At 74.9% G+C, this 25,906-nt stretch carries 22 protein-coding genes; 10 read left to right on the top strand and 12 right to left on the bottom strand.

The window, feature by feature from the left end; translation table 11 throughout:
• Nucleotides 1-6: 6 nt before the first annotated feature.
• Together ACQP60_RS15735 and ACQP60_RS15730 are read right to left on the bottom strand one after the other, a co-directional pair.
• The gene (locus tag ACQP60_RS15735) at nucleotides 7-1,353 is read right to left on the bottom strand and encodes a M20 family metallopeptidase (protein ID WP_429734487.1); all 1,347 of its coding nucleotides are present in this window, start codon (nucleotides 1,351-1,353) and stop codon (nucleotides 7-9) included.
• A 39-nt stretch (nucleotides 1,354-1,392) separates the two neighbouring features.
• Complete coding sequence (locus ACQP60_RS15730) at nucleotides 1,393-3,021, bottom strand: glycoside hydrolase family 10-like protein (RefSeq protein WP_429734485.1); 1,629 nt, start codon at nucleotides 3,019-3,021, stop codon at nucleotides 1,393-1,395.
• Between the two features lie 170 nt (nucleotides 3,022-3,191).
• On the opposite strand from ACQP60_RS15730, the gene ACQP60_RS15725 reads away from it, so the two are divergent.
• Complete coding sequence (locus ACQP60_RS15725) at nucleotides 3,192-4,154, top strand: SH3 domain-containing protein (protein WP_429734483.1); 963 nt, start codon at nucleotides 3,192-3,194, stop codon at nucleotides 4,152-4,154.
• Here the strand turns inward: ACQP60_RS15725 and ACQP60_RS15720 are convergent.
• Nucleotides 4,135-4,923: an SDR family oxidoreductase gene (locus ACQP60_RS15720; RefSeq protein WP_429734481.1), complete on the bottom strand. Its 789-nt coding sequence runs from the start codon at nucleotides 4,921-4,923 to the stop codon at nucleotides 4,135-4,137. The two genes, ACQP60_RS15725 and ACQP60_RS15720, sit on opposite strands and share 20 nt — an antisense overlap.
• A 113-nt stretch (nucleotides 4,924-5,036) precedes the next feature.
• Here ACQP60_RS15720 and ACQP60_RS15715 point away from each other — a divergent pair, with 113 nt between their 5' ends.
• The gene (locus tag ACQP60_RS15715) at nucleotides 5,037-5,876 is read left to right on the top strand and encodes a helix-turn-helix transcriptional regulator (protein ID WP_429734479.1); all 840 of its coding nucleotides are present in this window, start codon (nucleotides 5,037-5,039) and stop codon (nucleotides 5,874-5,876) included.
• 87 nt (nucleotides 5,877-5,963) lie between these two features.
• Here ACQP60_RS15715 and ACQP60_RS15710 read toward each other — a convergent pair whose 3' ends face one another.
• The 3 genes from ACQP60_RS15710 to ACQP60_RS15700 all read right to left on the bottom strand — a co-directional run bounded on the left by ACQP60_RS15710 (nucleotide 5,964) and on the right by ACQP60_RS15700 (nucleotide 10,393).
• Complete coding sequence (locus tag ACQP60_RS15710; RefSeq protein WP_429734477.1) at nucleotides 5,964-7,295, bottom strand: glycoside hydrolase family 6 protein; 1,332 nt, start codon at nucleotides 7,293-7,295, stop codon at nucleotides 5,964-5,966.
• Between the two features lie 95 nt (nucleotides 7,296-7,390).
• Entirely contained in the window at nucleotides 7,391-8,896 is a 1,506-nt protein-coding gene (gene purB, locus ACQP60_RS15705; RefSeq protein ID WP_429734475.1) for an adenylosuccinate lyase, read from the bottom strand.
• Between the two features lie 102 nt (nucleotides 8,897-8,998).
• Entirely contained in the window at nucleotides 8,999-10,393 is a 1,395-nt protein-coding gene (locus tag ACQP60_RS15700; protein ID WP_429734473.1) for an FAD-binding oxidoreductase, read from the bottom strand.
• A gap of 105 nt (nucleotides 10,394-10,498) precedes the next feature.
• On the opposite strand from ACQP60_RS15700, the gene ACQP60_RS15695 reads away from it, so the two are divergent.
• From ACQP60_RS15695 to ACQP60_RS15685, 3 genes are all read left to right on the top strand, one after another.
• Entirely contained in the window at nucleotides 10,499-11,428 is a 930-nt protein-coding gene (locus ACQP60_RS15695; protein ID WP_429734471.1) for a sigma-70 family RNA polymerase sigma factor, read from the top strand.
• A 123-nt stretch (nucleotides 11,429-11,551) separates the two neighbouring features.
• Entirely contained in the window at nucleotides 11,552-11,791 is a 240-nt protein-coding gene (locus tag ACQP60_RS15690) for a hypothetical protein (RefSeq protein ID WP_429734469.1), read from the top strand.
• Entirely contained in the window at nucleotides 11,788-13,521 is a 1,734-nt protein-coding gene (locus ACQP60_RS15685) for a hypothetical protein (protein ID WP_429734467.1), read from the top strand. The genes ACQP60_RS15690 and ACQP60_RS15685 overlap by 4 nt, the downstream gene beginning before the upstream one ends.
• 19 nt (nucleotides 13,522-13,540) lie before the next feature.
• Here the strand turns inward: ACQP60_RS15685 and ACQP60_RS15680 are convergent, their stop codons facing one another.
• Entirely contained in the window at nucleotides 13,541-13,939 is a 399-nt protein-coding gene (locus ACQP60_RS15680; protein ID WP_429734465.1) for a phage holin family protein, read from the bottom strand.
• A 141-nt stretch (nucleotides 13,940-14,080) separates the two neighbouring features.
• Between ACQP60_RS15680 and hisC the strand changes: the two genes are divergently transcribed.
• Nucleotides 14,081-15,133 carry a histidinol-phosphate transaminase gene (gene hisC, locus ACQP60_RS15675; protein WP_429734946.1) on the top strand — a complete coding sequence of 351 codons (1,053 nt, stop codon included), beginning with the start codon at nucleotides 14,081-14,083 and terminating at the stop codon, nucleotides 15,131-15,133.
• Nucleotides 15,134-15,155: 22 nt separating this feature from the next.
• Here hisC and ACQP60_RS15670 read toward each other — a convergent pair whose 3' ends face one another.
• Nucleotides 15,156-16,895 carry a pyruvate dehydrogenase gene (locus tag ACQP60_RS15670; RefSeq protein WP_429734463.1) on the bottom strand — a complete coding sequence of 580 codons (1,740 nt, stop codon included), beginning with the start codon at nucleotides 16,893-16,895 and terminating at the stop codon, nucleotides 15,156-15,158.
• Nucleotides 16,896-17,046: 151 nt separating this feature from the next.
• Between ACQP60_RS15670 and ACQP60_RS15665 the strand changes: the two genes are divergently transcribed.
• The 4 genes from ACQP60_RS15665 to ACQP60_RS15650 are packed head-to-tail and all read left to right on the top strand — an operon-like array spanning nucleotide 17,047 to nucleotide 19,817.
• Complete coding sequence (locus ACQP60_RS15665; RefSeq protein WP_429734461.1) at nucleotides 17,047-17,766, top strand: thiamine pyrophosphate-dependent enzyme; 720 nt, start codon at nucleotides 17,047-17,049, stop codon at nucleotides 17,764-17,766.
• The gene (locus ACQP60_RS15660) at nucleotides 17,763-18,689 is read left to right on the top strand and encodes a transketolase family protein (RefSeq protein ID WP_429734459.1); all 927 of its coding nucleotides are present in this window, start codon (nucleotides 17,763-17,765) and stop codon (nucleotides 18,687-18,689) included. The genes ACQP60_RS15665 and ACQP60_RS15660 overlap by 4 nt, the downstream gene beginning before the upstream one ends.
• Nucleotides 18,690-18,732: 43 nt before the next feature.
• The gene (locus ACQP60_RS15655) at nucleotides 18,733-19,104 is read left to right on the top strand and encodes a cupin domain-containing protein (protein WP_429734457.1); all 372 of its coding nucleotides are present in this window, start codon (nucleotides 18,733-18,735) and stop codon (nucleotides 19,102-19,104) included.
• Complete coding sequence (locus ACQP60_RS15650) at nucleotides 19,101-19,817, top strand: class I SAM-dependent methyltransferase (protein ID WP_429734455.1); 717 nt, start codon at nucleotides 19,101-19,103, stop codon at nucleotides 19,815-19,817. The genes ACQP60_RS15655 and ACQP60_RS15650 overlap by 4 nt, the downstream gene beginning before the upstream one ends.
• A gap of 4 nt (nucleotides 19,818-19,821) precedes the next feature.
• On the opposite strand, the gene ACQP60_RS15645 is transcribed toward ACQP60_RS15650, so the two are convergent.
• The 4 genes from ACQP60_RS15645 to ACQP60_RS15630 form a co-directional block, all read right to left on the bottom strand.
• Nucleotides 19,822-21,027 (bottom strand): Fic family protein, encoded by a 1,206-nt coding sequence (locus tag ACQP60_RS15645; protein WP_429734453.1) that lies wholly within the window; start codon nucleotides 21,025-21,027, stop codon nucleotides 19,822-19,824.
• A 51-nt stretch (nucleotides 21,028-21,078) separates the two neighbouring features.
• Nucleotides 21,079-21,759, bottom strand: coding sequence for an NAD(P)H-binding protein (locus tag ACQP60_RS15640; protein WP_429734451.1), 681 nt, complete (start codon nucleotides 21,757-21,759; stop codon nucleotides 21,079-21,081).
• Nucleotides 21,760-21,841: 82 nt separating this feature from the next.
• Entirely contained in the window at nucleotides 21,842-24,337 is a 2,496-nt protein-coding gene (locus ACQP60_RS15635; protein WP_429734449.1) for a hypothetical protein, read from the bottom strand.
• A gap of 38 nt (nucleotides 24,338-24,375) precedes the next feature.
• Nucleotides 24,376-25,857, bottom strand: coding sequence for an MFS transporter (locus ACQP60_RS15630; RefSeq protein WP_429734447.1), 1,482 nt, complete (start codon nucleotides 25,855-25,857; stop codon nucleotides 24,376-24,378).
• Between the last annotated feature and the right edge of the window lie 49 nt (nucleotides 25,858-25,906).

The following is a 25,906-nucleotide window of genomic DNA, read 5'->3' as shown; positions in this document are numbered from 1 at the left end:
GCTGCGTCAGTCGAAGTAGCGCGGCACGTCCAGCGGGCCGCCGTGCGCGACGAACTCGTCGTGCACGGCGGTCCGCAGCGCGTCGTCGGTGAGGTACTCCAGGGCGGTGAGGGCCAGCCCGACGGCGCCGTCGACGGCGGCCGGGACGGCGGCGGGCCCGCCCGCCGCGTCGGCGAACTCGGCGGTGTGCAGGGCCACGTCGGGCGCCGCCACCTGGATCAGCGGGTGCATCCCCGGCACGCGGAACGACACGTTGCCGAAGTCGGTGGACGCCGCGAGCGTCTCGGACACGACGCCGGGCGGCAGCGGGTCGCGCCCGCGCCGCCGCTGCGCCGCCACCCAGCGCTCGGTGAGCGCCGCGTTGGTGCGCACGGGCAGGCTCGGCAGGGCGCCGTCGTCCCACAGGATCTCGACCTCGGTGCCGGTCATGAGCGCGGCGCCGCGCGCGACGTCGTCGAGCCGGGCGGACAGGTCGCGCAGGGTGTCCGGGTACTTCGACCGGGCGTAGAGCCGCATGACGGCGCGCTCGGTGATGATGCTGGGCCGGGTGCCGCCCTCGACGACGGTCGCGTGCACGCGGTCCACCGGCGGCAGCTGCTGCCGCAGCAGGCCGATGCCCTGGTAGGCCAGGTTCGCCGCGTCGAGCGCGTTGCGGCCCATGAACGGCTGGGCGGACGCGTGGGCCGCGCGGCCCGTGAACGTCCACGTGAGCAGCCGCCGCCCCAGCCACACCTGCTCGGCGACGTCCTGGCCGTACGGGTGCACCATGATCGCCGCGTCCACGTCGTCGAACGCGCCGGCGCGGGCCAGCACCTCCTTGCCCGAGTGCCCCTCCTCGGCGGGCGTGCCGAGCAGGACGACGCGGCCCGCGGGCGCCGCGCTCGACGTCATCGCCTCGCGCAGCGCCAGGAACGCGCCCACCCCGGCGGCGGCGATGACGTTGTGCCCGCACGCGTGGCCGATGACGGGCAGCGCGTCGTACTCCGCGCAGATCGCGACGGTCGGACCCTTGCCGTCGGAGCCGCCGCCCCCGAGCTCCGCGCGGAACGCCGTCGGGACGCCGTGCGCGCCGAGCTCGGCGTCGATCCCGTGCCGGGCCAGCACCTCGACCAGCAGGGCGGCGCTGCGGTGCTCCTGCCAGGCCTGCTCCGGGTCGGCGTGCAGCCGCTCGACGATCTCGCGCAGGTCGGGCTCCAGCGCCTCGGCGGCCCGCTCCACTCCGTCCGCGACGGCCGCGGGCAGCAGCGAGGGGGCGACGTCGGCGGGCGGTGCCGCGAGACGTCGCTCCTCGCTCTCCCGGAACAGGTGGTCGAGGTAGGCGGTGCTCGGCCGGTCGGGCGGGACGGACGTCATGCCCAGCATCGTAGGGACGTGCGCCCCGCCCGACCGGTGTCACGCGCGCCGGGTCGCGCTGGGTCGCGACTCGTTCCACAGGCGGTCGAGCGCGGTGACCGCGTAGGAGTAGCGCTCGCCGCTCACCGCGGTGGTGTCGGTGAAGTCGTGCAGCACGCCCCCGTCGGAGCGGACGGTGCCGAGCAGCTGCGTGGCGTCCTCGACGTCGGGCCGGGCGTCGCCGGCGGCGCGGTAGACGGCGAACGACGTCGCGCGACGACGGTGCGGCGCCGCGTCCACCCAGCGCAGCTCGACGCCGTCGTCCCCGCGGCGGGCGTGCGTGAGCACGGGCTGCTGCACGGCCGTGCCGGGCAGGTGCGGCATCGTCGGGACCAGCGCGGGGTGGCTGTAGTGGTCCGCGTAGACCCGCGACATCGACCCCTTCGGGTCCTGCGGCACGTGCACGGCGGAGAAGTACACGTTGCCGTGCACGGGCGTGCCCTGCTCCGTGACCTCCGCGCAGAACGTGAGGTGGTTGCTCAGCTCGGCCGGGTCCGTGAACACCCCGGACGTCACCTTGTACAGCGCCTCCCCGATGTACAGGTGGGTGCCCGACTGCGCGGCCACGCCGGCCCACCACGGCACGAGCTTCGCGTAGTCGGCGACGGCGAGCCCGAACTGCCAGTAGATCTGCGGGTTGATGTAGTCGAGCCAGCCCTCGAGCACCCACGTGCGGGTGTCGGCGAACTGCAGGTCGTAGCTCTGCGAGCCCCCCGTGTCCGAGCCGCGCGGGTCGGTCGACGCGTTGCGCCAGATGCCGAACGGGCTGATGCCGAACTTGACCCAGGGCTTGAGCGCCTTGATCCGCTCGGAGATCGTCCGGACGAACTCGTCGACGTTGTGCCGCCGCCAGTCCTCGACCGTCGCGAAGCCCGCGCCGTGCTCGGCGTAGGTGGCGGCGTCGGGCAGCGTCTGGCCGGCCACGGGGTAGGGGTAGAAGTAGTCGTCGAAGTGCACGCCGTCGATGTCGTAGTGCTCCACGCTGTGCAGGATCGCCGCGTAGATGTGCTCCCGGGCCTCCGGCAGGCCCGGGTCGAAGTAGAGCTTGCCGCCGTACGGCCACACCCAGTCCGGGTGCTGCCGGGCGGGGTGGGTGGGCAGGAGCTTCGCCGGGTCCGGCTGCATCGAGACGCGGTACGGGTTGTACCAGGTGTGCAGCTCCAGGTTGCGGGCGTGCGTCTCCGCCACGACGAAGGCGAGCGGGTCGAAGCCCGGGTCGCCGCCCTGCGTGCCGGTGAGGTACTGCGACCACGGCTCGTAGGGGCTGGGCCAGAACGCGTCGGCCGTCGGCCGCACCTGGACGAAGACGGCGTTGAGGTTCATGCTCGCGGCCACGTCGAGCCAGTGCAGGTACTCGGCCTTCAGCTCGTCCGCGCTCAGCCCCGTGCGCGAGGGCCAGTCGATGTTGACGACGGACGAGATCCACATCGCGCGCAGCTCCCGCTTGCGGGCGGTGGTGCCGGCGGCGGCCGCCGTCGTGCTCGCCGTCGTCGCCGCCGTGGCGGGCGTCATCGAGCCGACGGTCACGGACAGCGCGGAGCCGGCGACCCCGGCGGTCGCGAGGGAGAGGAAGCCGCGGCGTCCGAGGGATCGGTGGGCGGCGGGTTCTGTCGGGACGGGGTGCGTCATTGCAGGCCTCCGAGAATCGGGCGGTAAGGGATTTTCATGCTCGCTGGTACCTGTGAAGACGAGTGTCCTGGATGTCACCCGGCGCGCGCCACCCCGCACCCTGTGCTTACCGTGCCGCTGGGCAACGATGCCTCGGACCCTGACACGGAGAGGGCACCACCATGCGCACCGTGCGTCGCATCATCACGACCGGAGTCACGATGGGGATCGCCACCGCGGTGGCGCTCACGACAGGGATCGCGGGAGCGGGCGCCGCGACGGCCGCCGTCCGGCCGCTCCCCGACGACACCTACGGGCTCTCCTCCTACTACGGGCCGCGCTGCATGCCCATCAAGGGGGCGTCCACCTACCACCTCGGCCAGGACATGAGCGCCAAGAAGGGCACCAGGATCAGGTCGGTCGCGCCGGGCACCGTGATCAAGGCGGGGTCCGCGCCGGGCTTCGGCCAGGTCGTCGTGGTGCGGTCCAACGCCAACGGCGGCAAGGTCTTCGCCGTCTACGGCCACGTCGTCGACGGCGACAAGTACGTCAAGGCCGGCACGTACGTGAAGCGCGGTCAGCGCATCGCCGACGTCGGCAGCTCCGGCACCTCCACCGCGCCGCACCTGCACCTGGAGATCTGGAAGGGCGCGTACAAGGGGTCGGGGAAGACCACCGACCCGCTGCCGTGGATGAAGAACCACGGCGCGTCGCTCACCGCCGGCGCGGCGTGGGCCGCCCAGCGCGTCGTGCCGACGTCGTGCACCTACTACACGACCACGCGTGTCAACCTGCGCTCCGGCCCGGGCACCGGCTACCGCGTGCTCAAGACCGTCAACGTCAATCGCAAGCTCACCGCCAAGCCCGGCGCCGGCTCCGGGGTCTGGCGCAAGGTGACGTACAGCGGCACCACCGGCTGGATGCACGCCTCCTACGTCTCGCCCGGTCTCACCTCGCTCGGCACGCGCTACGTGACCGTGGACGGGCTGCGCCTGCGCTCCACGCCGAGCACCAGCGGCAAGGTCCTCGACTCGCTGGACCGGGGCAAGGCCGTGAAGAAGATCTGGGACTCCTCGAACGGCTGGGTCAAGGTCTACGTCAACGGCAAGCAGGGATTCGTCGCGACCAAGTACCTCAGTTCGAAGAAGCCCTGACGGCGTGCGGGTCCGTCGCGTTGAGCCGGGCGACGGTCGCGTCGTAGGTGCCTGACGTCTCGGCGAAGCGGAGGAACTTCACGCCCTCGACGAGGATCTCGTGCGCGTCGGGCCGGGACGCGAGGAGCTCCACCGTCTCGTCGGCGAACGCGTCCAGGGGCATCGCGATCGGGCTGTCCTCCTGGCCCGGCATGAGGGCCGTGCGGACCGCGGGCGGCACGATCTCGATCACCTGCACGCCCGCCGGCTCGAGCTGGAGCCGGACGCCCTCGCTGAGCCGGTGGATCGCGGCCTTGGTCGCGTTGTACGTGGGCGTGGCGGCGATCGGCACGTGCGCCAGCCCGGAGGAGACGGTGACGAACGCGGCGCCCGCGCCCGCCTCCGCCCGGGCGCGCAGGTGCGGCAGGAACGCGGCGGCCAGGCGGATCGGGCCGAGCAGGTTGGTCGTGACGGTGCGCTCGGCGGTGGCGAGGAAGTCGTCGGAGGTCCAGTCCTCGGGCTGCATGATGCCGGCCATCGCGACGACGGCGTCCAGGTCGGGGTGGCGCTCCAGCACGTCGCGGCGCGCCGCCTCGATGCTGTCCGGGTCCGCGGTGTCGATGCGGACGGCGTCGATCCCGGGGTGGGCGGCGACGATCTCGTCGAGCAGGGCGGTGCGGCGTCCGCCCACGATGACGGTGCTGCCGCGGGCCTGGAGGCGGAGGGCGAGCGCGAGGCCGATGCCGCTGGTCGCGCCGGGGACGAAGACGGTGCTACGGGTGAGGTCCATGCCGACCACCGTGCGCCGCGCCGACGCCGGGCGGGAGAGGAGCCGTCATCGGGGGACCGGCGATCCCTGGCTGCGGCCTGGCCCGGCCGGCGTCGTCGACGGACGATGGGCGCATGGACCGCCCTGCTCTCGCCGAGTTCCTGCGCCGCCGTCGCGAGGCGGTGCAGCCCGCCGACGTCGGCCTGCCCGCGGGGGCGCGACGTCGCACCGCGGGGCTGCGGCGGGAGGAGGTCGCGGCGCTCGCGGCCATGTCGGCCGACTACTACACGCGGCTCGAGCAGCAGCGCGGCCCGCAGCCCAGCGAGCAGATGCTCGCGTCGCTGGCGCGGGCGCTCCGGCTCACCGAGGACGAGCGCGACTACCTGTTCCGCGTGGCCGGCCGGGGCACGCCGGACCGGGTGACGATGTCGTCCCACGTGTCGCCGGCGCTGCTGCGCGTGCTCGACCGCCTGTCCGACACGCCCGCCCTCGTGCTGTCCGCGCTCGGCGAGACGCTCGTCGCCAACGACCTCGCCGTCGCGCTGCTGGGCGACCGGTCGGCGCTCACCGGGTGGGCGCGCAGCGACGTCTACCGCTGGTTCACCGACCCCGCCGAGCGGCTGCTGTACCCCGAGGACGACCGCGACCGGCAGGGGCGCTCGCTCGTCTCGACGCTCCGCGCGGCGCACGGCATGCTCGGGCCGCGCTCGCGCGCCGGCGACCTGGTGCGCGAGCTGCGGGCGCGCAGCCCCGAGTTCGGCGAGCTGTGGGACCGGCACGAGGTGCACCAGCGGTTCGCCGACCACAAGACGCTCGTGCACCCGCAGGTCGGCCCGATCGAGCTGGACTGCCAGGTGCTGTTCACCGAGGACCAGACCCAGGCGCTGCTGGTGCTCACCGCGCCGCCGCGCTCCGAGGCGGAGGAGAAGCTCGCCCTGCTCGCCGTCGTCGGGCAGCAGGCCATGTCGCGCTGACCCGGGACCGATGCCGAACAGGCGGTTGTGCACCTTCTCGCGGCGGATGGGGTGCACAACTGCCTGTTCGGCGAGGCGCGGGGCTCGCTACCAGCTCGCGTTGCGCGCGAGCTCCAGCGCGATCTCCTGCCACCATGCACCGGCGGCGGGGCCGCCGTTGCAGGCGCCGTCGCTCTCGCCAGGCCGCTTCACCCACAGCAGGGCGTCGAGGTGGGTGGCGTCGTCGACGACGGCGGGCCGCTCGCCCAGCGCGCGACCGCGCGGGTTGCACCACTCGTCGTTCGAGCCGTTGCCGTTGCGGGAGGTGTCGACGACGAACGGCACGCCGCCGAGCAGGGCCGAGACCTCCTCGCCGTAGGCGCGCGACTCGTCGGTGGTGCGGTAGTTGGACACGTTGAGCGCGAAGCCCGCGACGTGCTCCAGGCCCACCTGCTGCACACGGGACGCGGCCTCGGACGCGGGCAGCCAGGCCGAGTGGCCGACGTCGAGGTACACGCGGGCGCCGGCCTCGTCGAGGATGCGCGCGGCGTCGGCCAGCATCCCGACGCGGTCGCCCTGCCCGTCGCAGGCGCCGAGCTGGGGGAGGGCGTCCGGCTCCAGCACCACCCACGGCTCGCCGACCATCGCGCCGGCCACCTGCTCGACCCACGCACGGTACGCGGCCTCGTCGGTGCCGCCGCCGGAGTGCGACCCGCAGTCGCGGCCCGGGATGGCGTACACCGCCAGCAGCGGCGTCGCGCCCGCCGCCGCGGCGCGGGAGGTGTAGTCCGCCACCCCGGCGGCCGCCGCCGCCGGGTCCGCGTCCGTGACCCAGGAGGCCTGCGGCGTCGTGGCGATCTTCTCCAGCAGCGCGCGGTCCGTGCCGGACGCCGCCTGCCAGGCGTCCCACGCCTGCGTGCCGTCGTCCACGAAGAACGTGGCGTCGCCGGGTGTGCCCGGGTCGTCGGTCGGCGGGTCGGACGGGTCCGTCGTGGGCACGCCTCCCGTGCAGGCGACGCCGTCGAGGCTGAAGCTCGCCGGCACCGTCGCCGCGCCCGAGGACGTGCCGATCAGCCCGAACGACGCCGTCGCCCCGGTCGCGAGCGAGCCGTTCCAGCCGACGTCGGTTACGCGCACCTGCGCGCCGTCCTGCGTGAGCCGGCCGTTCCAGACCTGCGCGACGCGATCCCCGTCGGCCTGCTGCCAGGAGACCTCCCAGCCGGTGCGGGCGTCGCCGAGGTTGGTGAGCGTGACGTCGGCCTGGAAGCCGCCCGCCCACGAGCTCGTGACGACGTAGTCCACCTCGCAGGCCGTCGTCGCGCCCGAGGCGGACGTGGCGAGGGTAACGGCACCGGCGGTGAGGCCGGCGCCGCCCACGAGGGCGGCCGCGGTGAGGGCCGCGACCCGGGCGGTCGATCGAGGACGTCGTGCGGTTCGCATGCGAGGCTCCGTCGCGTCGGGGGTGCGGACGGCGCCACGCTAGGAGGTCGCCGGCGCGCCGCGGGCGCTCCTAAACGCTTCGGGCGGCGCGGGGATCAGGCGAGGTAGTCCTCGACCAGCCGTGCGGCGATGCCCGTGTACGAGGCGGGCGTGAGGTCCGCGAGGCGCGCCGCGACGTCGTCGGGCAGGCCGAGGCCGGCGACGAACTCACGCATCCGCGCGGCGTCGACGCGCTGGCCGCGGGTGAGCTCCTTGAGCCGCTCGTACGGGTTCTCCATGCCCTCGACGCCCGCGACGGACGCGGCGCGCATCGCCGACTGGACGGGCTCGCCGAGCACCTCCCAGTTGTGGTCGAGGTCCTCGGCCATGAGCGCGGCGTTGACGTTGAGCGCCGTGAGGCCGCGGCGGACGTTGTCGATCGCGAGCAGCGAGTGGCCGAACGCCGGGCCGATGTTGCGCTGCGTGGTGGAGTCGGTGAGGTCGCGCTGCAGGCGGGACGTCACGAGCGTGGCCGACAGGGTGTCGAGCAGCGAGCACGAGATCTCGAGGTTCGCCTCGGCGTTCTCGAACCGGATCGGGTTGACCTTGTGCGGCATGGTCGACGACCCGGTGGCGCCCGCGACGGGGATCTGCGTGAAGAAGCCGAGCGAGATGTACGTCCACACGTCGGTCGCGAGGTTGTGGAGGATGCGGTTGAAGCGGGCGACGTCGGCGTAGACCTCGGCCTGCCAGTCGTGCGACTCGATCTGCGTGGTCAGCGGGTTCCACACCAGGCCCAGGTGCTCGACGAACGCCCTCGACACGGCCGGCCAGTCGGCGCCCGGGACGGCGACGACGTGCGCCCCGTAGGTGCCGGTGGCGCCGTTCAGCTTGCCCAGGTACTCGGCGCCCTCGATGCGGCGCAGCTGACGGCGCAGCCGGTGCGCGAGGACGGCGAGCTCCTTGCCCATCGTCGTCGGCGTGGCCGGCTGCCCGTGCGTGCGGCTCAGCATCGGGACGTCGGCGTGCTCGCGCGCCATGTCCGCGAGCTGGTCGGTCAGCGCGGCCGCGGCGGGCAGCCACACGTCGCGCACGCCGCCCTGCACCATGAGCGCGTACGACAGGTTGTTGATGTCCTCGGACGTGCACGCGAAGTGCACGAGCTCGCTCGCGGCCGGGAGGCTCGTCTCGCCGAGGGCCTCGGGGGCGGTCGCGATGCGGCGCTTGATGAAGTACTCGACGGCCTTGACGTCGTGCACCGTCTCGCGCTCGATGGCGGCGAGCTCGGCGATCTCGTCCGCGCCGAACGTGGCGGGGATCCGGCGCAGGTACGCGATCTCGGCGTCGGTCAGGGTGGGGGCGCCGGGGACGACGGCGCCGGGCGTCGTCGTCGTGCCGTTGCACAGCGTGACGAGCCACTCGACCTCGACGTGGATGCGCGCGCGGTTCAGCGCGGCCTCGCTGAGGTGGTCCACCAGCGGCGCGACGGCGCCGCGGTAGCGGCCGTCGAGCGGCCCGAGGGCGATCGGCGGGGTGACGTCCGCGAGGTTCACCCGGTCGGTCGCGGGGGTCGGGACGTCGGACGGCGAGGTCTGCGGCGCGGGGGAGGTCACGGCCCACATTCTCCCACGGGCCCCGAACCGCCCGCGGCCGACCGTCGGGGGTGGGATCGTGGCCCGTTCTCCGGCGGGAGATGGGCCACGATCCCACCCACAGCGGTCGGGTCAGCCGAGGAGCGGGTAGTTCCCGCGGATCGTGCGCCGGGGGTCGCGGGCGCGCTTGAGGTCGCGCAGGCGGGCGAGGGCGGCGTCGCCGTACGCGGCCGCCGCGCTCTCGCCCGGGGCGAGGAACGTGGCGGGCTTGCGGAGCGTGGCGACCCGGGCGAGCTCGGCGGGCAGCGCCTCGAGCCGGTGCCCGACGGCGGTCGAGAGGCCGGGCTCGAACGCCAGGCCGAACGCGTACAGCAGATACGGCTCGGCGATGGCGCCCAGCGCGCCCGCGCCGTCTCCCGGCGCGGCGAGCGCGCCGCCCAGGTGCCGCAGCTGGAGCACCAGCAGCGGCGCGACCGACGTCGTGAACAGGCGCTCCACGGCCTCGTCGTCGATGCCCCGCAGCAGCTCGGAGCGGCCCTTGCCGGCGGCGGGGTCGGTCGGGTCGGCGGTGATGTCGCCGACGGCGGCCAGCGCGACCGGGCCGATCGCGGCGTCGACGCCCGGGCCCAGGGCGTCCGGGACGGCGGCGAACGGCGCGAGCAGCGCGCGCGCCTCGGTCGCCTCGCCGAGGAACGCCGCGTGCACGACGGCGACGGCGGGCGCGCCCGGCGCCTCGATCCGCGAGAGCCAGACGCTCAGCTCGGGCGGGGCCGCGGCGGTGACCTCGCGGAAGACGGCGAGGAGCTCGGCGGCGCGCTCGGCCGGCCAGGCGACCTTGCCGCCCGAGAACGCGGGCACCGGCTCCAGGTCGATCTCCATCGCCGTCACGACGGCCAGGTCTCCGCCCCCGCCGCGCAGGGCCCAGAACAGCTCCGGGTCGGAGGCGGCGGTGACGGTGACCTGCTCCCCGGCGGGGGTGACGACGTCGAACGACCGCACGTGGTCGGCCGCCAGCCCGTGCACGCGGCTGAACCAGCCCAGCCCCCCTCCGAGGGTGTAGCCGACGGCGCCGACGCCGGGGGCGCTGCCGAGCAGGGTCGTGAGGCCGTGCGGCGCGGCGGCGGCCTGCACCGCGCCCCACGACGCCCCGGCGCCGACGCGGGCGGTGCGGCGCGCCGCGTCGACCTCGACGGCGTCGAGCGTGCGGGTGCGCAGCAGGACGGTTCCGGCCACGTCCCCCGACGCGCCGTGGCCGGTGGACTGGGCCGCGACGGTGAGCCCGGCGGCCGCCGCGTGCCGCACCGTGGCGGCGACGTCGTCGGCGTCGGCGGCCTCGACGACGGCCGCGACGGGCTGCCGGACGGCGAGGTTCCACGGCGTGGCGGCCGCGTCGAAGCCGTCGTCGCCGGGGAGCAGCAGCCGGCCGCCGAGGTCGTGGCCGAGGGCCTGGGCGAAGGCGTCGACGGTGGCCGGATCGTTCGAGGTCAGATCGATCGAGGTCGGACGGGTCGAGTTCAGGCGGGTCATGCGGGCTCCTGGTCGGAAGGGCCGGTGTCGCACTCTCGTGGTTCGGTGGCACCGGCAGCGTGCGCTGTCACCTCTCTGACACGGCCCGACGAAGGAGTGTGACCGGTGAGCACGGAGCAGTTCGCAGCAGGTCAGTTCGCGGCAGGCTCGCTCACGGCGGACCAGTTCGAGGCGTTCCGGCCGCACCTGCGTTCGGTGGCGTACCGGGTGCTGGGGTCCACCGCCGACGCCGAGGACGCCGTGCAGGACGCCTGGGTGCGCGCGCACGCCGCCGGGACGGCGGGGGTGGAGAACCTCGGCGGCTGGCTCACGACGATCGTCGGCCGGGTGGCGCTCAACCTGCTGCGGTCGCGGGCCGCGCGCCGGGAGGCGGCGTGGGGCGGGCCGGCGGGGGACGGGCCGGGCTGGGACGGGCACCTGCCGGACCTGGTCGTGACGCCGCTGGACGAGCCGGACGACCCCGAGCGGCGGGCGGTCGAGCAGGACGAGCTCGGCGCCGCGCTGATGGTCGTGCTGGACACCCTGGCCCCCGCCGAGCGGGTCGCGTTCGTGCTGCACGACCAGTTCGCGGTGCCGTTCGAGGAGATCGCGCCGCTCGTGGACCGGTCGCTGCCCGCCACGCGCCAGCTCGCCAGCCGGGCTCGGCGCAAGGTACGCGACGGCGTCCCCGCGCAGGACGACGTCGCGCGGCGCCGTGAGGTCGTGGCGGCGTACCTGGCGGCGTCGCAGGCGGGGGACTTCGACGGTCTGATGGCGCTGCTGGACCCGGACGTCGTGGTGCGCCTGGACTACGGGCCGGGCGACCTGTCCCGCGTGCTGCGCGGCGCGGTGGCGGTGGGCGAGCAGGCCCGGCTGCACTTCGGGACGGCGCGCTTCTCGCGTCTCGCGCTGGTGTCGGGGTCGCCCGGGCTGGTCACGGTGCTCGACGACGGCACGGTCTACTCGCTGCTCGCGTTCACGGTCCGCGACGGCCGGGTGGCCGGCATCGACATCCTCTCCGACGCGGACCGGCTGGCCGGGGTGCTCGCCGGCTGACAGGCCTCGCGGGGGACGCGGGCGCGGAGCCGTGCCTTGCGGAGCCTGTCCCCAGGGCGGCGCCGTCCACAGCGCGCGACGGCGTGGGACGCCGCTGCCGGGGCGCGGCCTAGCGTCACGGGCATGACCTCGCCTGCCCCGCCCTTCTCGTCCCCGGCACCCGACCCCCACGCGGCGCGGGACGTCGTCCTCGCGGCACGGCGCGACGTCGACGACGCCGCCGCGACCGCCCGCCGCACCCTCGCGGTGGTGTGGGAGTCGCCGGCGGCCGACCGCTTCCGGGACGACGTCGCGGCCCTGCTCGCCGACCTCGACGCCGACCTGCGCCTCCTGGAGGAGGCCGCCGAGGTGCTGGCCCGGTGACCCGGGGGCTGCCGCCGGAGGAGACGCTGGACGTCGTGGGCGGGCGGAGCGTCTCGCGGGTCGACGCGGAGGCGGTGCAGGGCGCGGCGGTGCTGCTCGACGACGCGGCGGGGCGGCTGCGGCAGGCGTCGCAGCGGTGCCTCGGCGCGGCCGGGACCCTGCGCGGGGCGGTGTGGGCGCCGCGCCCGTTCGGGGCGCCGTCGCTCGCGCTGCCTGCGACGCCGGAGGACTCCGCGGCCCAGGCCACCCGGGCCGCGCTCCGGGAGCTGGCGGCCGCCCACCTGGACGAGGCGAGCACCCGGCTCGGCGCCCGGACCGGCGCCGTGGAGCGCTGCTCGCGGCGCCTGCGCTTCGCCGCCGGCCTGTACCGGGAGGCCGAGACCGTGGCGCAGCGCGTCGCTGACGGGGCGGTCACGGTGCTGTCGGGGGTGGCGGGGGCGTGGCTCGGGCTGCGCGTGCTGCCGGCACTCTCCGCCGGGTCGGGGACGGCCGGGCTGCTGCGTGCCTGGTGGCCCGGTCGTGCGGGCGGCACCGACCCCGCCGCAGGGCCGCCCTCGGCGCGGCGACCTCCCGAGCCGCCGTCGGCGCCCGTGACGACCAGCCCCGACGGACCCCTTGCGGACGCCTGGCGCGTCCTGGCACCGGTGTCGGACGAGGCGGTCGCGGGGCTCGCGACAGGGCTGAGTGCCACCCGGCCGCTGACCTGGCGGGACCTGCGACGCGTGGTCGACGAGGGGCCGGCCGCGCTGGACCCCGTCACGCGGGGCGCGGCCTTGCTGTCCGACGTCGTCGCCGCGCTGCTGCCGGACGCCGTGCCGCAGGTGGTGGCCCTGGCCGACGACGACGTCGCCGGGCCTCCGCCCCCGTGGGCCGCCCGTCCGGCGGGCACCGTCGCGGAGGCGCTCGCCCGCACCGCGGACCTCTACCCCCAGGGCAGCGGCGTCGTGGACCGGCCCGCGGCGGGCGTGCCCACGGGGACGCTCGCGGTGGAGGAGGTCACGCACGCGGACGGCAGCACGTCGTGGACAGTGCTGATCCCCGGCACGCAGAGCTTCCTGTCGACGGCGAACCCGTTCGACGCGGCGACCGACCTGAGCCTCATGGCCCACGAGACGGCGGACGTGTCCGTGGCGGTGGAGCAGGCCCTCGACGCGGCGGGCGCCGGCGAGGACGAGCCGGTGGTGCTGGTGGGCCACAGCCTCGGCGGGATCGCGGCGACGGCGCTCGCGGCGTCGCCGCAGTTCCGCGAGCGGCACCCCGTCGGAGGGGTGGTGACCGCGGGGTCGCCGACGGCGACGTTCGCGGTCCCCGCGGGGGTGCCGGTGCTGCACGTGGAGAACGAGGAGAGCCTGGTCGAGAACGTGGACGGCCGGTCCCGGGAGGAGGGGCCGGCCACGGCGGACCGGGTGACCGTCGGGCGCCGGCTCCTGGACTCGTCGGACCCGGCCGACGCCGCCGCCGCCGGCAGCATCGCCCTCGCCCATGCCATGCCCACGCACCTGCGCACCCTGGCGGCCGCGCAGCGGTCCGGGAACGTGCAGGTGGCGGGGGTGACGGCGCGGCTCGAGCGGCTGCTCGCGGGCACCCGGGGGCGCACCCGGTTCTTCGTGGCGCGTCGCGTGGACCCGGCCCCGCCGCTGGTGCTGGCTCCCGGCCCGGGGACGCTCGGCACCGTGCCCGGGACGACGTCGCCCCCGCCGGGGAACCCGACGGGGGCGATGCCCTGCTGAACGTGCTGATCGCGAGTGGTCAGCCCTTCTTCGGCGCGAACGCGCCGATGATCGCCTGCAGCACGGCGAGGATGAGGGCGATCCAGACGAACCACCAGAAGCCGCCGGACACCTCGACGCCCCAGTCGCCGAACCACCCCTGATCGGTGATCCACGTGGTGAGCCACAGCACGAAGGCGTTGATGACGAGGTAGAAGAGGCCCAGCGTGAGGATGAGCAACGGGATCGAGATGATGCTGACGATCGGCTTCACGAAGCTGCTGATGATCGTGAACACCAGCGCCACGCCGAGCAGCGCCAGGATGTACTCGAGCACGTTGTCGCCGTCGTACGGCGGCAGGATCTCGAGGTTGGTGAAGATCAGGTCGCTCAGCCACAGCGCCACGGCCGTGACGAGGGTGCGGACGATGAAGTTCATGCCGCCATCGTGGCACGTCAGCGCCCTCGACGGTGGGAGGGTGCGGCGCAGGTGGCATCCTTGAGCGCTGTGACCACGCCTGCTGACCCCACGGCTGTCCCTGACCCCGCCGTTCCTGTCGCCCCTGACCTCGCCGTCCCCCTGCGCGCCGCCGTCGCCGCGCTGCCCGCGTACGTGCCGGGCGCGCGGCCCGCCGAGGGCGCGAAGCTGTGGAAGCTGTCGTCGAACGAGAACCCGTACCCGCCGCTGCCGTCCGTCCTCGAGGCGATCACGCGCGCCGCGGAGGAGACCAACCGCTACCCCGACATGTACGCCACGGAGCTGGTCGAGGCGCTCGCGGCGCACGTCGGCGTCCCGGCCGACCAGGTCGTGGTGGGCAACGGGTCGGTGGCGGTCCTCGGGCACGTGCTGCAGGCCGTCGTCGAGCACGGCGACGAGGTCGTGTTCCCGTGGCGGTCCTTCGAGGCGTACCCGATCGTCGTCGCCGTCGCGGGCGGCACCGCCGTGACCGTGCCGGTGCGTGCGGACGGCCGGTTGGACCTGCCCGCCATGGCCGCCGCCGTCACGCCGCGCACGCGCGTCGTCATGGTCTGCACGCCGAACAACCCCACCGGGCCCGTGGTGCACGCGGACGAGCTGGAGGAGCTCCTCGCGGCCGTCCCGCGCGACGTGCTCGTGATCGTCGACGAGGCGTACCTCGAGTTCGTGCGCGACCCGCAGGCGCCCGAGGGTGTCGACCTGCTGCGCCGGCACCCGAACGTCGTCCTGCTGCGCACGCTGTCCAAGGCGTACGGGTTGGCGGGCCTGCGCGTCGGGTACGCCGTCGCGGAGCCGCGTCTCGCCGCCGGCATCCGGGCGGTCTCGACGCCGTTCGGGGTCAACCACGTCGCCCAGCGCGCGGCGCTCGCCTCCCTCGAGCCGGTGGCCCAGGACGAGCTGCGGCAGCGGGTGGAGGCCCTGGTCGCCGAGCGTCAGCGCGTCACCGCCGCGCTGCGCGAGCAGGGCTGGGACCTGCCCGAGACGCACGCGAACTTCGTCTGGTTCCCGCTCGGCGAGGAGACCGTGGCGCGTGCCGCCGAGGCGACCGCCGCCGGCGTCCTCGTGCGCCCCTTCGCCGGCGATGGCCTGCGCGTCAGCATCGGCGAGGTCGAGGCGAACGACGCCTTCCTCGCCGTGGCCGCCACCTGGCGCTGACGGCGGCACAACGACGGGCGGGTCAGCGGGGCAGGTTGCGCAGGTTGGAGCGGGCCATGGACATGACCTCGCCCATGCCGCCGCCGAAGATCTGCTTCGTCATGGCGGTGGCGAACCCGCGGATCTGCCCGGACGTGATGGACGGCGGGATCGACAGCGCGTTGGGGTCGGTGACGACCTCGATGAGCGCCGGGCCCTTGCGGTCGAGGCCGTCGGCGAGGGCGCGGCGCAGGTCCTTCGGCCGCTCCACGCGGACGGACGGGATGCCGACGGCGAGCCCGATGTTGCGGTAGTCCACGGGCGGGGAGTCGGTGCCGTACGACGGCAGCCCCTCGACCAGCATCTCCAGCTTCACCATGCCGAGCGTCGCGTTGTTGAACACGACGACCTTCACCGGCAGGTCGTAGGTGCGCACGGTGATGAGCTCGCCCAGCAGCATGGACAGGCCGCCGTCGCCGGCGAGGGCCACGACCTGCCGCCCGGGCTGCGCGAACGCAGCGCCGATGGCGTGCGGCAGGGCGTTCGCCATCGACCCGTGGAGGAACGACCCGATGACGCGCCGTTTCCCGTTGGGCGTGAGGTACCGGGCGGCCCACACGTTGTTCATGCCGGTGTCGACGGTGAACACGGCGTCGTCGGCTGCCGTCTCGTCGAGCTGCACGGCCGCGTACTCCGGGTGGATCGGCGTGTGCTTCTCCACGTTGCGGGTGTACGCGCCCACGACCTTGGTCATGAGCCCGGCGTGCTTGTCGACCATCGAGCGCAGGAACTTGCGGTCCTTCTTGCGCTTGATCAGCGGGTTGAGCAGCTTCAGGGTCTCGCCGACGTCGCCGTGCACCGGCAGGTCGAGCCGGGTGCGGCGGCCGAGGTGGGAGGCGTCGACGTCGATCTGCGCGGTGCGGACGTCGGCGGGCAGGAACGAGTCGTACGGGAAGTCGGTGCCGACGAGGATCAGCAGGTCCGCCGAGTGCATCGCCTCGTGGCAGGAGCCGTACCCCAGCAGGCCGGACATGCCGACGTCGTGCGGGTTCTCGTACTGGATGATCTCCTTGCCGCGCAGGGAGTGGCCGACGGGTGCGGCCGCCAGGTCCGCGAGCTCCAGGACGGCGTCGCGGGCGTCGCGCGCCCCGGCACCGACGAACAGCGTGACCTTCTTGGCCTGGTTGATCGCGTCGGCGAGGGCCTCGACGTCGGCGTCGTTCGGCACGACGCGCGCCGGGCACGCGCCGGGCACGAGGATCGGGGCGTCGTCGTCGGGCACGCGCTCGTCCGCGACGTCGCCCGGCAGGGTGAGCACGGCGACGCCGGGGGCGGCGAGCGCGTGCTGGATGGCGGACCGTGTGACGCGGGGCAGCTGGGCCGCCGTCGAGATCATCTCCGAGAACACGGACGCCTCGGTGAAGATCCGGTCCGGGTGCGTCTCCTGGAAGAACTGCGTGCCGATCTGCGCGCTCGGGATGTGCGACGCGATGGCGAGCACGGGCAGCCTGGAGCGGTTCGCGTCGTAGAGACCGTTGATGAGATGCAGGTTGCCCGGCCCGCACGACCCGGCGCAGACGGCGAGCTCGCCCGTCACCTCCGCGTCGGCGGCGGCCGCGAACGCGGCCGCCTCCTCGTGGCGCACGTGCACCCAGTCGATGCCGTCGGTGCGGCGGACGGCGTCGACGACGGGGTTCAGGGAGTCCCCGACGATCCCGTAGATGCGCTTGACGCCGGCGGCGACGAGCTGGTCGACGAGGTGTTCGGCGACGGTGCGGGCCATGACGAGACCTCCTGAGGACGGCGGCTGGTCCGTCTCGATCCTGCCTCCGACGCCGTGTTTCCGCAGGACGTCGGGACGTGAGGTGGCGCACCCGCTCGCCTCGTCCACCTGCTGTTGACCTCAACCTTGGTTCAGGTCGCACGATCGGGGCATGACGACGACCACGCCGGCGCACGCCGTCCCCACGAGCGTCCCGCAGCACGTCCGCGACCTCGTCGCGCGCGTCACGGGCGACGAGAAGCACGACCCGAGCGCGCACTCGACCCTCGACGTCGTGTGGACCCTGTACGACCGGGTGCTCCGCGTCGACCCCGCCCGCCCCGACGACCCCGACCGCGACCGGTTCCTGCTCTCCAAGGGCCACGGCCCGGCGTCCACGTACGCCGTGCTGGCGGCGAAGGGGTTCTTCCCGGCGTCGTGGCTGGACGACGTCGCGTCGTTCGACTCGCCGCTGGGCCACCATCCCGACCGCACGCTGGTGCCGGGCGTGGAGATCGGCAGCGGCTCGCTGGGGCACGGGCTGCCGCTCGCCGTCGGCCTGGCGCTCGGGCTGCGCGGCCGCTCGACCGCGCGCGTCGTCGTCCTCGTGGGCGACGCCGAGCTCGACGAGGGCAGCAACGCGGAGGCGATCCAGGTCGCGGGCCGGTTCGGGCTCGGCAACCTCACCTGCGTCGTCGTCGACAACCACAGCGACACCCTGGGCTGGCCCGGCGGCATCGCGCCGCGCTTCGCCCTCGAGGGCTGGGCGGCGGCCGAGGTGCGCACCCACGACCAGCCCCGCCTGACCGCCGCGCTGCGGCGCACCGAGACCGACCGGCCCACGGTCGTCGTCGTCGACACGACCGGCACGACCACCCAGGAGGCGGCATGACCACCCTCGCGACCGCGCCCGCGCTCGACCTGCGCACCCGCTTCTACGACGAGCTGGACCCGCTGCTCGACGCACACCCGGACGTCGACGTCGTCCTGGCCGTGATCGGCTCCGGCTACATGGGCCGCGCGATCGCGCGCCACCCCGGCCGCGTCATCGACATCGGCATCCGTGAGCAGGCGCTGATCGGCGTGGCCGGCGGCCTGGCGCTGGCCGGGCGGCGGCCGATCGTGCACACGTTCGCGTCGTTCCTCGTGGAGCGCCCCTACGAGCAGGTGAAGCTCGACCTCGGGCACCAGGACGTCGGCGCCGTGCTGGTCAGCGCGGGCGCGTCCTATGACGTCTCCGCCGGCGGCCGCACCCACCAGTCGCCCGCGGACGTCGCGCTGATCTCCGCGCTGCCGGGCTGGACCGTGCACGTGCCGGGCCACGCCGACGAGGTCGCCGAGCTGCTGCACCGCGAGGCCGCCGGCACCGGCCGGACCTACCTCCGGCTCTCCGGGCAGCGCAACGCCCGGCCCGGGCCCGTGGACGGGCGGCTGCACCTGGTGCGCGACGGCGCGATCGCAGCGGGCGGGCCGCTCGTCGTCGCCGTCGGCCCGATGCTCGACAGCGTGCTCGCGGCCACCGCCGACCTGCCCGTGCGCGTCGCGTGGACCGCCACCCCGCACCCGCTCGACGCCGAGGGACTGCGCGCGCTCGCCGGCCCGGCGCCGGTGCTCGCCGTCGTCGAGCCGTACCTCGAGGGCACGAGCGCCGCGCCCGTCGCGGCCGCGCTGGCCGACCGGCCCAGCCGCGTGCTGCACGTCGGCGTGCCCGGCGAGGCGGAGCTGCGCCGGTACGGCACGCCGCGCGAGCACGCCGCCGCGCACGGCCTCGACGCGGCGGGGGTCCGGCGGCGGGTGTCGGCGTTCCTCGGCTGACCGTCTCCGCCCGGCGGTGGGACCGCGCGCCTACGCTGACGGGGTGAGCACCGACGTGAGGAACATCCGGACCGCGCTCGAGAGCATCCCCGAGCCGTGGCAGCCGCACCTGCTGGCGAGCGTCAACGACTACGCGGTGAAGGTGGTCAAGCTCGACGGTGAGTTCGTGTGGCACACGCACGACGACACCGACGAGCTGTTCCTCGTGCTCAGCGGGCGGCTCACCATCCAGCTCCGGGACCGCGACGTCGTCCTCGGCCCGCAGGACGTGTTCGTCGTGCCGCGCGGCGTCGAGCACTGCCCGCGGGCGGACGGCGAGGTGCACGCGCTGCTCGTCGAGCCGACCGCCACGGTCAACACGGGGGACGCGGGCGGCGAGCGGACCGCGCCGCTGCGCGAGCTGGGCGGAGCGTGACGCACCCGAGCGTGGCCTATGCCGCGCGGGCCGACGAGTACACGGCGCTGTTCGGGTCGATGGACGCGGTGCACGACGACGACCGCGACCTCGTCGCGCGGTGGGTCGCCGGGCTGACGGGCCGCGTCGTGGACGCCGGCTGCGGGCCGGGCCACTGGACGGACTTCCTCTCCCGCCTGGGCCTGGACGCGGAGGGCGTGGACCTCGCGGAGCCGTTCCTGGCGCGCGCCCGGGCCGCGTATCCCGGCGTCCCGTTCCGCCGCGCCGCGCTCGACGACCTGGGTGTGCCCGACGGCGGCCTCGGCGGCGTGCTCGCCTGGTACTCGGTCATCCACACCCCGCCGGAGCAGCTGGCGGGCGTGCTCGCGGAGCTCGCCCGCGCCGTCGCGCCGGGCGGCGGGCTGCTGCTCGGGTTCTGCCGCGGCCCGCGGGTCGAGCCGTTCGACCACGCGGTGGCGACCGCCTGGTTCTGGCCCGTAGACGAGCTGGCGGCGCAGGTCGAGCGGGCGGGGTTCGACGTCGAGGAGACGGCCGAGCGCGACGACCCGGGCGTCCGCCCGCACGGCGCGATCAGCGCGCGGCGTCGGGCGGCCGGTCGTCAGGTGCGATCGTCAGGTGCCGGCTCCAGCGTGGCGCGCCCGCCCGCGAGCGGGTCGTCGGGCACGAGCTCCACGAGCTCGGCGACCGGCCCCGCGCCGGTCCGACCCCACTGACGCCCTATCGGCGCAGCAGGCTCTGGGCGTACTGGTCGAGGACGGTCAGAACGCCCGGGTGCTCCCATACCCGGTTGCGGCGCAGCCCGGTCCGCTCGATCAAGACGCCGGCGTCGGCGAGCTGGGCGAGGGCGTTCTGCGCCGTCTGCCCCTTCATGCCCAGGTGATCGGCGAGGAAGCGGGCGTTCACGACGGGGTGGGACACCAGGTGCGGCACCACCCGCCATGCCGCGGCCTGTCGCCGGAGCCCGCTGAGCTGGGCGCGGGCGGCGTCGACCTGCGCGGCGAGGTCGTCGACGAGACGGGAGCCTGACGAGGCCGCGAAGCGTGCGGCGTCGGCGAACCGCTCCACGATCGGCTGCGTGTCGCCGTCGCGATAGGCGGTCAGTGCCGCGAAGTACTGCTCGGTCTGCGTGAGCAGGCCTGCGGACACCGGTGCCGTAATGGCGGTCAGGATGCCCTTCGCCCTCAGGACGGAGTGCACCATGGCGCGGCCCGTCCGTCCGTTGCCGTCGACGAACGGGTGGACGGTCTCGAACTGCGCGTGCGCGACGGCCGCCTGGAGCAGGACGGGCACGTCGTCGCGGCGGACGAACTCGACCAGGTCCGCCATCGCAGCCGGCACGAGCGGCGCCTGGGGTGCGACGTGCGACGCGCCCCGAGGGCTGATCGCGCTCGTCCCGATCCACACGAGCTGGTCGCGCCAGCGCCCCGCGTGGTCCTCCCGGCCGCGCTGTCCCGACAGGAGTGCGCGGTGCATCTCCAGGGTCGCGTCGGTGTCGAGTCGGTCCGCCAGCGCGAGTGCGGCTTCCATGGCGCGGACGTTCGCGACGACGGTCCGGGCGTTCGCCGAGGTCGACTGCTCGATCTCGGCGAGGGCGAGCTGTCGGGGCCCGACGGTGAGGTCCTCGATCTGGGACGACGACGCGGATTCCGTGCGCAGGAGGATCGAGCACATCGGGCCGAGCGTCGGGCTCGTCGTCCCGAGGACCTTGGCCGCGTACTCGTCGAAGCGGCTGAGGGCAGCGGTGGCCTCCTCGACGTTCGCGGACAGGTCCGCGGGGATGTCCGGCACCCAGCCGGCGATCGTCGCCGGGATGGTCGAACGGTAGGGCCCGGAGGCAGCAGCGCGCGCGGACCGGCTCGTCATCCCGTCGGAGTCGGCAACCCAGTACTCGTCGACGTACCCGAGGGCGGGGACCCTGACCATGAGTGGCATCTTAATCAAAGTTTCGGCGAAAACTTGATTAAGGCCGCCCGGCTAGTCCAGGTTGCGCAGGGCCGTCGGGATCGCCGTGTCCCCGGCGGAGAAGCGGACGAAGCGGCCGACGGTCGCGGGCTCGCGCAGCGCGGCGGCCACGACCTGCGCGACGTCGGCGCGCGGCACGCTCGTGTCCGTCCCTGCGGGCACGGCGCCGGTCTCGGGCAGGACGGTGATGCGGCCGGTGGGCGGCTCGTCCGTCAGCGTGCCGGGGCCGAGGATCGTCCAGTCCAGGTCGGTGGTGCGCAGGTGGTCGTCGGCAGCGAGCTTCGCGTCCGCGTAGGGGAAGAAGCCGGCACTCTCGTGGACGCCGTGCTCCGGCGTCGAGCCCACCCACGAGACCATCACGTACCGGGGCACGCCGGCGCTCGCGGCGGCGTCCATGGACCGGATCGCCGCGTCGCGGTCGACGGCGTAGGTGCGCTCCTTGTCACCGCCGCCCGCCCCGGCCGACCACACGACGGCGTCCGCCCCGGCCAGCGCGGCGGCGATCTCGTCGGTGCTCGCGTGCTGGACGTCCAGCAGGAGGGGCTCGGCGCCGAGGTCGGCGACCCGGTCGACCTGCTCGGGCTTGCGCACCACCCCGACGACGTCGACCACCGGCCCGGTGCCGCCGTCGGCCAGCAGCGGGACGAGCTGGCGCGCGACCTTGCCGAGCGCGCCGATGACGACGACCTTCATGACGACCTCCGAACGGGAGCGGCGGGACCAGACGTCCACCGTCGCCCACCACGGGCTCGGACGCCACCCCGTGAAGACCGCGTCAGGAGGCGTCGCGGCGCCGCACCGCCGCGACGACCGCCCACCCGGCGAGGCCCAGCAGCACCGCGGCGGACAGCAGCCCGGCGACGCCCGCGCCCGTGGTGGGCAGCACCCCTGGGCCGCCTGGCGCGGCAGGACCACCCGGCGCCGCCGGACCGCCGGGGCCGCCTGGCCCGGGGACGTCCGGACCCGGGGCGCCGGTCGGGCCCGAGGTCGGCGTGGCCGTCGGGCTCGGCGTGGGCGTCGGTCCCGCGACGTCGTCGTTGGTCACGGTGCAGGTGACCGCGTCCTCGGCCCCGACGCTCACGACGTCGTCGGCCACCTCCACGTCGTCGCCCGTGACGTCGTCGACGCACACCCAGCCGAGCGAGTCATAGCCCTCCGGCCCGTCCTCGGCGAGGGCGTAGTCCCCGGCCTCGACCGGGGCGAACGTGACGGCGTCGTCCCCGGTCGCGCCGGCGATCTCGACGGGGCCGGCCGCCGACAGCGTCCAGTCGCCGACCTCGGCCGTGCCGCCGTCGTCGTTGACGACCTCCTTGACCAGGGTGAGCATCGGCGGGCACGTCACCCGGTTGGTCACCTCGACCTCCCGGACGGGGAACGCCGCGGCCGTGTCGAACGGCAACGGCGCGGGGTCCACCGCGTCGCCGTCCACGGACGTCACCTCCGCGTCCGCCAGCACGCACCCGTCCGGGACGGACGTGGTCTCGTCGACGGTGACCGCCTCAGGGCCCTGGTACCCGTCGCGCCGGTCGCTCCAGTCCTGGTCGGTCGCCCCCGTGCCACCCGGTCCCGTCAGCGACAGCTGCGCCGTGAAGCCGTCCGGCTGCTCCCCCTCGGGGAGCTCGACGCCGTCGATCACCCAGGTCTTGTCCACCACGATGCTGCTGAGCGGCTGGTTGTACACCGTGCAGCTCACGAAGCCCGAGGCCGGCAGCGTCACGGTGAACCCGGTCTCGCCGTCGCTCGCCGCCGGCACCGGGGCGTCGTCGTCGAGCTTGTCGACGCAGGCGGCGTTCTGCCCGTCGACGGGCACCAGCGTGTAGCCGCCCTGCTGGGTCTCGGACAGCGACACGTCGGCGTCCTCCGGGACGCCCGCGTAGTCGACGTCGAAGGCGACGCTGCCGGTGCCGTCGTCCGACGTGGTCGCCGACGAGGGGTCGAGCGTGACGCCCGGGGCGGACGTGGTGGCGTCGAACTGCCAGCCCTCGCCGGCGGGGGTGGCGCCCGAGACGTCCCCGGCCTCGTTCCCCGCGGGAACGATCGCCTTGGTCACGTTGATCCGGCCCTCGCAGCCCCCCAGGAGGACGTCGCGCAGCGCCGAGCCGGCGGCCTCGAAGTCGTCGAGGTCGAAGTAGTCGGCCTCCGCGGGGTCGCCGCCCGCGTAGAACGTCTCACCGGAGAGCGCGCGCAGGTTGAGCCGGGTGACGTCGTCGATCCCCGAGCCGACGCCGAGCACCAGCAGCCGGGAACCCTCCGCCTTGACCGCGTTCGCCGAGTAGATGCCGTTCTCGACGTCGCGGAGGTGCGTGGTGCCGCCGGTGCCCCCGCTGCCCGTGGCGCCGAACCGGGTCGGGTTGCCGTCGGTGATCATCACGACGATCTCGTACTCCGGGGCCGCGTCCGCGACGACCCGCAGCCCCTGGTCCCAGTTCGTGCCGGAGCCGGTGGTCCAGTCGGCGTACTGCGCCTTGAAGGCGTCGGCGCCCTGCTGGGTGGCCACGCTCACGAGGTCAGGGTGGTTCCCGTCCGACCCGGAGCTGGGCGAGAAGCGGTCGAAGGAGAAGACGGCGAGGCGGGACGGGGTGCCGACCAGGGCGTCGGCCACGGAGTCGGTCGCCGCCTTGAGGTTGGCCACCTGGCTGCCCAGCGACGACGACAGGTCGAGCACGAACGCGATGTCGGCGCCGCACTGCGCCGCCAGCCCGGGGTTGGTCCGCGACTGCTGCCAGATCCCCTCCGAGTCGGTCACCGGCCGGCCGCTCGACGCGGGACCGGCCATGAAGTCGATGCTCGTGTCGAGCGACGAGTACGTCTGCCCGCCGGCGAGCGCCGGGGTCGTGAAGGCGTAGGGCTCCGCCGTCGAGCTCGACCCGCTGCCCGGGCCGACCCGCAGCGTGGGGTTGACGAACCAGCCGCCGGGGGCCGAGATCTGCTTGACCACGTACTGCTCGCCGGCGTTCTGGCCGCCCGCGGCGGTGTCCGGCACCGTGAAGGAGCAGTCGCCGTCGTCGTCCGAGACGCAGACGCCCCAGGCGTCGTCGACGACCGCGGTCGAGTCCACGTCCTCGTACAGGCCCAGCGTCACGCCCGGCAGCGGCGCCACCCCGCCCGCCGCGGTCCGGTCGCCCCCGACGCGCACCGTGACGACGGACTCACCGGCCCCGGGCGTCGGCACGTCGGCCGAGGCCACCTGCGCGGCGGCCACCAGCCCGGACCCGGCGACCAGCGCCCCGCACACCACGGCCGCGCGGCGGCGACCGACCACACCGCCCATCCTGCACCCCTGTCGTGACGGGTATGTCCCGGCACACGCTATGCCGAGGGGGTGGGGTCCGCATCGCGGCTCGTGCGGCCCGCAGCGATCCGGGCGGCCAGCGCGGCGAACGCGAGTGCGAGACCCGCCTGCACGACGACGGCGACGACGAACCCGCGCGGCAGGCCGCCGGCGTCGGGTACCCCGGCGCGCGCCGCGACCGCCTGGAACAGCCCGCCCAGCACGGCGACGCCGAGGCCGAGGCCGAGCTGTTGCAGCGTGGTGAACAGCCCGCCCGCGACGCCGGCGGCCCACGTCGGCGTCCGCGACAGGACGGTGCGCAGCACCGGCCCGTACATGAGCGCCTGCGCGGCGCCGAGCGCCATGAGCAGCGGCTGCAGGGCCGCCGTCGTCCCGGAGTGCCCGCTGCCGACGACGAGGGCGAGCCCGACCAGCACGACGGCCTGCGCGACGGCGGCGCCGGTCATCGTCCAGCGCCCGGTGCGCCGCTCGATCGCGGGCGTGGCGAGGGCTGTCGCGACGAACGCGCCGCCGAAGCCGAGCAGCAGCACGACCGTCCCCCAGGCGTCGGCGCCCAGCGCCCCCTGCGCGAGCGCCGAGAACTCGTACAGGAACGCGCCGTAGCCGGTGAAGAACAGCAGCGTCATGACGAGCCCGTCGCGCACGACGCGGGTGCGCAGCACGCTCGGCGGCACGACCGGCAGCTCGCCGCGCCGCTCGGCCGCGCGCTGCGACCGGGCGAACAGGGCCAGCACGACGCCGGCCGTGGCGAGCATCCCGAGCAGCGCGGGCGGCCATCCGGCGGAGGCCCCGAGCGTCAGGGGCACCACGAGCAGCAGCAGGCCGGCGGCCAGGAGGGTGGCGCCGCGCAGGTCCAGCGCGAGGGGCGCCGTCGAGCGCGACTCCGGGACCGTGCGCAGCGCGAGCAGGGCCGCGACGGCGATCGCCCCGGTGGCGGCCTGCACCTCGCGCCAGCCCAGGTGGTCGCCGGCGACGCCGGCCACCGCGCCCGCGAGGACCTGCCCGGCGATGGTCGCGACGCCGCTGACGGCCGTGAACAGGGTGACGCCGAGCGTGCGCAGGCGGTCGGGCGCGGTGGCCTGGATGGTGGACAGCACCTGCGGGGTGAACAGCCCCGCGCCGACGCCGAGGCCGGCGCGCAGCGCCACGAGCACGGGCAGCGACGGGGCGAACGCCGCCAGCACGGACAGCGCGGCGAACGCCGCGAGGCCCACGGCGAGCAGCCGCCGTCGTCCGTAGCGGTCGCCCAGCCGCCCGGCCACGACGAGCGTCGCGGCGAACGTCGTCGTGTACGCGGACAGGACGAGCTGGCCGCCCGACGCCCTGACGCCGAGGTCGGCGGTGATGGCCGGGGCGAGCAGGTTGACCGACCCGAACGTCATGTTGACGGGCAGGTAGGCGACGAGCAGGACGGCGAGGCCGAGGCCGGTGAGCGCGCCCGGCGACGCCGTCACGGGTCGCGCGACGCGTCGTGCGGGCGGGGTGGTGGTCGTGGTCATGACGACGACGGTGCGCCGGCGCTCATCCTGGTACCAGGAGCCTGCCGAT

The organism is Isoptericola variabilis, assembly GCF_050311655.1.
Taxonomy (GTDB): Bacteria; Actinomycetota; Actinomycetes; order Actinomycetales; family Cellulomonadaceae; genus Isoptericola; species Isoptericola variabilis.
The sequence above is the reverse complement of the archived record's forward strand: the minus strand, read 5'-3'. Positions and strand labels throughout refer to the sequence as shown.

Bases quoted from the DNA above. Each gene is read 5' to 3' on its own strand.
- ACQP60_RS15735 (WP_429734487.1), bottom strand. From the start codon at position 1,353: ATGACGTCCGTCCCGCCCGACCGGCCGAGCACCGCCTACCTCGACCAC.
- ACQP60_RS15730 (WP_429734485.1), bottom strand. From the start codon at position 3,021: ATGACGCACCCCGTCCCGACAGAACCCGCCGCCCACCGATCCCTCGGA.
- ACQP60_RS15720 (WP_429734481.1), bottom strand. From the start codon at position 4,923: ATGGACCTCACCCGTAGCACCGTCTTCGTCCCCGGCGCGACCAGCGGC.
- ACQP60_RS15715 (WP_429734479.1), top strand. From the start codon at position 5,037: ATGGACCGCCCTGCTCTCGCCGAGTTCCTGCGCCGCCGTCGCGAGGCG.
- ACQP60_RS15710 (WP_429734477.1), bottom strand. From the start codon at position 7,295: ATGCGAACCGCACGACGTCCTCGATCGACCGCCCGGGTCGCGGCCCTC.
- purB (WP_429734475.1), bottom strand. From the start codon at position 8,896: ATGTGGGCCGTGACCTCCCCCGCGCCGCAGACCTCGCCGTCCGACGTC.
- ACQP60_RS15700 (WP_429734473.1), bottom strand. From the start codon at position 10,393: ATGACCCGCCTGAACTCGACCCGTCCGACCTCGATCGATCTGACCTCG.
- ACQP60_RS15690 (WP_429734469.1), top strand. From the start codon at position 11,552: ATGACCTCGCCTGCCCCGCCCTTCTCGTCCCCGGCACCCGACCCCCAC.
- ACQP60_RS15680 (WP_429734465.1), bottom strand. From the start codon at position 13,939: ATGAACTTCATCGTCCGCACCCTCGTCACGGCCGTGGCGCTGTGGCTG.
- ACQP60_RS15670 (WP_429734463.1), bottom strand. From the start codon at position 16,895: ATGGCCCGCACCGTCGCCGAACACCTCGTCGACCAGCTCGTCGCCGCC.
- ACQP60_RS15665 (WP_429734461.1), top strand. From the start codon at position 17,047: ATGACGACGACCACGCCGGCGCACGCCGTCCCCACGAGCGTCCCGCAG.
- ACQP60_RS15660 (WP_429734459.1), top strand. From the start codon at position 17,763: ATGACCACCCTCGCGACCGCGCCCGCGCTCGACCTGCGCACCCGCTTC.
- ACQP60_RS15645 (WP_429734453.1), bottom strand. From the start codon at position 21,027: ATGGTCAGGGTCCCCGCCCTCGGGTACGTCGACGAGTACTGGGTTGCC.
- ACQP60_RS15640 (WP_429734451.1), bottom strand. From the start codon at position 21,759: ATGAAGGTCGTCGTCATCGGCGCGCTCGGCAAGGTCGCGCGCCAGCTC.
- ACQP60_RS15635 (WP_429734449.1), bottom strand. From the start codon at position 24,337: ATGGGCGGTGTGGTCGGTCGCCGCCGCGCGGCCGTGGTGTGCGGGGCG.
- ACQP60_RS15630 (WP_429734447.1), bottom strand. From the start codon at position 25,857: ATGACCACGACCACCACCCCGCCCGCACGACGCGTCGCGCGACCCGTG.